Source organism: Enterobacter mori LMG 25706 (assembly GCF_000211415.1).
GTDB lineage: Bacteria > Pseudomonadota > Gammaproteobacteria > Enterobacterales > Enterobacteriaceae > Enterobacter > Enterobacter mori.
In genome coordinates, this window is record NZ_GL890775.1 from 255,585 (window position 1) to 261,875 (window position 6,291).

General features: G+C 55.6%; 8 protein-coding genes. 4 read left to right on the forward strand and 4 right to left on the reverse strand.

The window, feature by feature from the left end; genetic code table 11:
• Positions 1-13: 13 nt before the first annotated feature.
• The gene (locus tag ENTMO_RS0106245) at positions 14-865 is read right to left on the reverse strand and encodes a hypothetical protein (protein WP_010428223.1); all 852 of its coding nucleotides are present in this window, start codon (positions 863-865) and stop codon (positions 14-16) included.
• A 142-nt stretch (positions 866-1,007) separates the two neighbouring features.
• Between ENTMO_RS0106245 and fetA the strand changes: the two genes are divergently transcribed.
• Together fetA and fetB are read left to right on the forward strand one after the other, a co-directional pair.
• The gene (gene fetA / locus ENTMO_RS0106250; RefSeq protein ID WP_029484995.1) at positions 1,008-1,679 is read left to right on the forward strand and encodes an iron efflux ABC transporter ATP-binding subunit FetA; all 672 of its coding nucleotides are present in this window, start codon (positions 1,008-1,010) and stop codon (positions 1,677-1,679) included.
• Entirely contained in the window at positions 1,672-2,454 is a 783-nt protein-coding gene (gene fetB / locus ENTMO_RS0106255) for an iron efflux ABC transporter permease subunit FetB (protein ID WP_010428226.1), read from the forward strand. The genes fetA and fetB overlap by 8 nt, the downstream gene beginning before the upstream one ends.
• A gap of 50 nt (positions 2,455-2,504) precedes the next feature.
• On the opposite strand, the gene ENTMO_RS0106260 is transcribed toward fetB, so the two are convergent.
• The 3 genes from ENTMO_RS0106260 to tesA are packed head-to-tail and all read right to left on the reverse strand — an operon-like array spanning position 2,505 to position 4,840.
• Positions 2,505-3,359: a co-chaperone YbbN gene (locus ENTMO_RS0106260; protein WP_010428228.1), complete on the reverse strand. Its 855-nt coding sequence runs from the start codon at positions 3,357-3,359 to the stop codon at positions 2,505-2,507.
• Between the two features lie 58 nt (positions 3,360-3,417).
• Positions 3,418-4,227, reverse strand: coding sequence for an SDR family oxidoreductase (locus tag ENTMO_RS0106265; RefSeq protein WP_085928900.1), 810 nt, complete (start codon positions 4,225-4,227; stop codon positions 3,418-3,420).
• The gene (gene tesA / locus ENTMO_RS0106270; protein WP_010428232.1) at positions 4,217-4,840 is read right to left on the reverse strand and encodes a multifunctional acyl-CoA thioesterase I/protease I/lysophospholipase L1; all 624 of its coding nucleotides are present in this window, start codon (positions 4,838-4,840) and stop codon (positions 4,217-4,219) included. The genes ENTMO_RS0106265 and tesA overlap by 11 nt, the downstream gene beginning before the upstream one ends.
• Between tesA and ybbA the strand changes: the two genes are divergently transcribed.
• Together ybbA and ENTMO_RS26465 are read left to right on the forward strand one after the other, a co-directional pair.
• Entirely contained in the window at positions 4,811-5,497 is a 687-nt protein-coding gene (gene ybbA / locus ENTMO_RS0106275; protein ID WP_010428235.1) for a putative ABC transporter ATP-binding protein YbbA, read from the forward strand. The two genes, tesA and ybbA, sit on opposite strands and share 30 nt — an antisense overlap.
• Positions 5,494-6,291: ABC transporter permease (locus tag ENTMO_RS26465; RefSeq protein WP_010428237.1), on the forward strand; the 798-nt coding region annotated here is incomplete at its 3' end. The genes ybbA and ENTMO_RS26465, both read left to right, overlap by 4 nt.

Sequence of the window (6,291 nt, forward strand, 5' to 3'; positions counted from 1 at the left end):
GTAAACTGCGTGTTTATTGTTCGTAAGTATAGGTAAAGTCAGAAATGAAGCCATCACCCGCAGCGGCAATCGCTTTGGATAATCCCTGGTAGTAATTCGCCAGCCCTACCGTCTCTATCTGCTGAATGTGTTCGCGGATTGGGGCGCAGAATAAAACCGCATTTCCCGCTTCAACACGCTTGTTGTTTGGCGGGAGATCCCCGGTAATTGCTTTAAACCAGGTTCGGATGCCTTGCTTTAAGTTATGTGGCGCTTTTGCCATGTTATCCATTCCGGTCAGAACCTGCAGGGTTGGGAACTCATCGGCCAGTACGGCGGTTTTCATACGCGCAAAGAACTGGCTAAACAATTCAAACGATCCCAGGTCGGTCACGCGCGGTTTGGTGGTTTTGCCGTTTTTATTACCGATTTTGCCCGCCTTTGACGCTGCTGCCGGAACCGCATTCACCTTTTCCAGTTCCAGCCCGAATAACAAATTACAGTGTGCGCGGCGCTCTTTCAGCGGGTAGGACATCAGCACGTCAATAAACTGGGTTGCCTTTACATCAGCAAGATCGTGGTTAATAAGCCACTGGGTACGAGAAAATTCAGCCGGAGAGACGAACCAGCTCGGCACGTCGTTGAAGCGTTTCGACTTTCCCTTGCCATCAAATTCAAGGAAGTGGGTGCCATTATCGAAGGCGAAATAGCAATTTTTGAAACTGCCTATCGTGGTATTCACGATGAGAGCCTTTTTAACAAAATCGACAACCTCTGCACCGATGACAAAACTTGTGAGTTCCGAAGATTTGATGACTTCCATTAATGTTTCGACATCGGGAACACCAGGCTTCAGGGAAGGGAACTCATAAAAGATATGTGTCATGCTGCTTACTTCCTGTAGTGATAGGGTGACAATTAGCGTGCGAAAAGTTTAACACTCGCCATAGATTAAGGCTATTCGCACTGTGCAGGTGAAAGGATTATGCTACAGGCAGTGATGACAAAAATCTGTTAACGGAAGCGGAATGAACGATCAAAAAAAACTTTTGCATATCAGGGATGTTGGGTTCGGCGTGGGGGGGAACACGATCCTTCGACATGTCGATTTTTGTCTTTCACCAGGCGAATTCAAATTGATCGCCGGTCCGTCAGGCTGTGGTAAAAGTACGTTGCTGAAAATAGTGGCTTCGCTGTTGAGCCCAACGGAGGGAACAATACTTTTTGAAGGGAAGGATATTGCCACACTTTCACCAGAACGCTATCGGCAGCAAGTCTCTTATTGCGTGCAAACGCCAACGCTGTTTGGCGATACGGTTTACGATAATCTGATTTTTCCGTGGCAAATCCGCAGCAAAACCCCAGAGCCTGAAAAATTTATCGCCGATTTAGCGCAATTTGGGCTGCCGCAGGACACCCTGACGAAATCCATTAACACCTTGTCCGGCGGGGAAAAGCAGCGCGTGTCGCTGATCCGCAACCTGCAGTTTTTACCGAAAGTGTTATTGCTGGATGAAATTACCAGCGCGCTGGATGACGCGAACAAACGCAACGTCAACGACATTATTCATCGCTACGCCCGCGAGCAGAATATTGCCGTGCTGTGGGTAACGCATGATTCAAACGAAATAAGCCATGCGGATGATGTCATTACCCTTCAACCACAGGGCGGAAAAATGCAGGAGGCAGACCGTGGGTGAACATAATATTACCAATGAATCCCTGGCGTTCTCGATGGTGCTGGTATTGATTGCGATTGTGGTCAGCTACCGGGAAAAGCTCGGGCTGGAAAAAGACATTCTGTGGAGTATCTGCCGCGCGGTGATTCAGCTCATCATCGTTGGCTATGTGCTGAAGTACATTTTCAACGTCAACCATGCGGTACTGACCCTGCTGATGGTGCTGTTTATCTGCTTCAATGCCGCGTGGAATGCGCAAAAGCGCAGCAAGTATATCGATAAAGCGTTCGTCTCTTCGTTTATCGCCATCACGACCGGTACGGCGCTCACGCTGGCGGTTCTGGTGCTGTCGGGTTCCATTGAATTCACACCAATGCAGGTGATCCCGATCTCCGGGATGATCGCGGGGAACGCCATGGTCGCCGTGGGGCTGTGTTACAACAACCTCGGACAGCGTTTCAGCAGTGAACAGCAGCAGTTACAGGAAAAATTAAGCCTGGGGGCGACGCCTAAAGTAGCCTCGGCGCGGCTGATTCGTGAGAGCATTCGCTCGTCGCTGATCCCAACGGTAGATTCAGCCAAAACCGTGGGGCTGGTGAGTCTGCCTGGCATGATGTCGGGGCTGATATTTGCGGGGATCGATCCGGTAAAAGCGATTAAGTATCAGATTATGGTGACCTTTATGCTGCTCTCTACGGCAAGCCTGTCGACCATTATTGCCTGCTATTTAACCTACCGGAAGTTTTACAACTCGCGTCACCAGTTGGTGGTGACGCAGTTGAAAAGGTCGGAATAAACCGTCTTTTGTAGGCCCGGTAAGCGTTAGCGCCACCGGGCATTTTTTTGTTAGTAGAGCAACGCGTACAGCTGACGACGATACTTCGACGCCAGTGCGTCACCGGTGCCGAGCGCGGCCAGGATCTCCTGGAACATCTTACGCGCCTGACCGTCTGCGGCGGCCAGATCTTTTTGCAGATGGCTGAACAGCAGCTCCAGCGCCTCTTCGTTACGCCCCACCTGGTGCAGCTGCAGCGCCAGCTGGCTTGCCAGCGCGGCATCGGCCGGGTTGTCGGCAACCTGCTGCTGCAGCTGCTGAATTTCCGGGGTGTCCGCCGCCTGTTTCAGCAGTTCAATCTGCGCAACCAATCCCTGATAGCGGGTGTCCTGATCCTGCATAGGGATAGTCTTCAGCACGGTTTCCGCGTCTTCTGAACGGTGCAGGGCGATCTGCGTTTCCGCCAGCAGCAGGCCGATCTGGCTGTTCTGATTCGACAGCTGCCACGCGTCTTTTAGCAGCGGCAGCGCCTCGTCGTATTTGCCTTCCTGCATCAGCGCCATGCCTTCCTGCGCTTTCAGCTCTTCTTCGCGCGGCAGCACTTTATCCAGCAGGGCGCGGATCGCCTCTTCCGGCTGCGGCCCCTGGAAGCCATCAACAGGCTGTCCATTCTGGAACAGATAGACGGTTGGAATGGCGCGCAGGCCAAACTGAGACGCCACCATCGGCTCGGCGTCACAGTCCAGCTTAGCGAGAATGAACTGACCATTGTATTGCGCGGCAAGGCTCTCCAGTACCGGCGTCAGCTGCAGACAGTGTTGGCTGCGTTCAGACCAGAAGTAGAACAGCACCGGTTTGGTCATCGACTGTTCCAGCGTCTGTTGCAGGTTTGCTTCAGTAATATTGACGATATTCTGTACGGACATGCGGCTTTCTCTTTTGTCGGTTTGTTCTTTACATGGGGATGAGCGGCGACGCTTCAACTCAGCCGTGTAAAATTTTGTCCATCATCCGGCCCGGCAGAAGGCGTTTTAGCCAGCCAACGGCATGGGTCACCAGCGTGACCGGATAACGCAGTTTGGGGTTATCGCTCTCAAAAGCATGGCGCACTTTGGCGACAACCGCTTCAGGACCTAACGTAAAGCGTGCGGCAATGCCGGGGTTTTCGACCGGTTTGTCCGACTGGGTCTGGTTGACGTTTTCGGTGAAGCGGGTGCGGATCGGGCCGGGTTCAATCAGGCTGACCTTGATGCCGCTGTGGCGCAGCTCCATGCGCAGGGCATCGGACCAGGCCTCCAGCGCATATTTGCTTGCAGCGTAGGCACCGCGGCCCGGGGTGGAAATCAGCCCCATTACCGAGGAGGTCATGACGATGCGTCCTTCACCGTGCGGGAGCATGGCGGGAAGCAGGCGCATGGTGAGCTGATGTACGCCGAAAAAGTTCGCGGAAAACTGTTGTTCAAGCTGTTCGCGCGTGATGGTCTCCAGCGGGCCGTACACGCCGAATCCAGCATTATTGAACAGGCCGAACAGACGGTTATCGGTCAGGGCGATGACCTCATCCGCCGCGCGTTCAACGCTTTCCGGTGAGTCCAGATCCAGCAACACGCCGGTGAAGCCCATGCCGTTCATGCGTTCAACATCTTCAGGTTTGCGGCAGGCCGCCAGCACCCGAAATCCCTGACGCTTCAACTCGAGCGCGCTTTCGAAGCCAATTCCGCTGGAACATCCTGTTATTAAGACCGATTTTTGCATAACTTTACCTGTCAGGAACTCCGCTGAATTACGAGTCATGTTTAACTAAAGGAGCCAGCCGGGTTGCCATCCAGTCGGCAATAAACGGCTGTGCATCGCGATTGGGATGAATGCCGTCGTCTTGCATCCATTGGGGTTTCAGATAGACCTCTTCCATGAAAAATGGCAGCAGGGGAATATCAAACTCTTTGGCAAGCTTAGGGTAGATCGCGCTAAAGGCTTCATTATACCGACGGCCGTAGTTAGCCGGCAGGCGAATTTGCATCAGCAGCGGCTGGGCGTTCGCCGTTTTGATCTCCTGCAAAATGGTACGCAGGGTTTGCTCGGTTTGCTGAGGCTGGAAGCCGCGCAGGCCATCATTACCTCCCAGTTCGACCAGCACCCAGCGCGGCTGATGCTGTTTGAGCAGTGCGGGAAGGCGCGAAAGCCCCTGCTGCGAGGTATCGCCGCTGATGCTGCCGTTGACGACGGACGTTTGGGTCTGCCATTTGTCATTGAGTAATGCAGGCCAGGCCGCGCTGGCTGCCATGCGATAGCCTGCGCTCAGGCTGTCGCCCAGAATCAGTAACGTGTCCGCAGCCGCCGCGCGGAAGGTCATCAGAATCAAAAAAAGGAAGGGCAAATGCCAGCGGAAAACAGTGTTGAAGTTCATCGTCTTAAGAAGTCCGTCGGTCAGGGAGAACACGAGCTGTCCATCCTCACCGGAGTTGAACTCGTTGTCAAACGCGCCGAAACCATCGCGCTGATCGGTGAATCCGGCTCCGGAAAGTCCACGCTGCTGGCGATTCTGGCCGGGCTGGACGATGGCAGCAGTGGGGAGGTCCATCTGGTCGGGCAGCCGCTGCACCAGCTGGATGAAGAGGCGCGTGCCGCGCTGCGCGCTCGCCATATCGGCTTTGTCTTCCAGTCCTTCATGCTGATCCCGACGCTGAACGCGCTGGAAAACGTGGAACTGCCGGGGCTGCTGCGCGGTGAAAATACCCGTGAAAGTCGCGAACACGCCAAAGCCCTGCTGGAACAGCTGGGGCTGGGCAAACGCCTTGACCACCTTCCGGCGCAGCTTTCGGGCGGCGAGCAGCAGCGCGTGGCGCTGGCGCGCGCGTTTAACGGTCGCCCGGAAGTGCTGTTTGCCGATGAACCCACCGGTAACCTTGACCGTAAAACCGGAGACAAGATTGCCGATCTGCTGTTTTCGCTCAACCGCGAGCACGGCACCACGCTGATTCTGGTGACGCACGATCCGCAGCTGGCCGCCCGCTGCGACCGCCGCCTGCGCCTGGTGAACGGTATTCTTCAGGAGGAAGCATGATTGCCCGCTGGTTCTGGCGCGAGTGGCGCTCGCCCTCGCTGCTGATTGTCTGGCTGGCGTTAAGCCTTGCGGTGGCCTGCGTGCTGGCGCTCGGCAGCGTCAGTGACCGAATGGAAAAAGGGCTCAGCCAGCAAAGCCGGGAATTTATGGCGGGGGACAGGGCGCTGCAAAGTTCGCGCGCCGTTCCGCCCGGCTGGATTGAGGAAGCACGCAAGACCGGGCTGAAGGTGGGCGAGCAGATAAGCTTCCAGACCATGACCTTCGCAGGCGACACGCCGCAGCTGGCCAGCGTTAAAGCCGTCGATGATATCTACCCGATGTACGGTGAACTGGAGACCCGCCCGGCGGGATTAAAACCCGCGCCTGGCACGGTCCTGCTGGCACCGCGTCTGATGGCGCTGCTGAACCTGAAAACGGGTGACAGCATCGACGTCGGCGACGCGACGTTCAGGATTGCGGGAGAAGTGGTGCAGGAGCCGGACTCCGGCTTTAACCCGTTCCAGCTTGCGCCACGTTTGATGATGAATACCGCTGACGTGGCGAAAACCAACGCCGTGCAGCCGGGCAGCCGCGTCACCTGGCGCTACAAGTTTGGTGGCACGCCTGCGCAGCTTGATGCGTATGAAAAATGGCTCCTGCCGAAGCTCAAGCCGGAGCATCGCTGGTACGGGCTGGAGCAGGATGAAGGGGCGCTCGGCAAATCTCTTGAACGTTCTCAACAGTTCCTGTTGCTCTCGGCGCTGTTAACCCTGCTGCTTGCCATTGCGGCGGTTGCCGTGGCGATGGGGCACTAC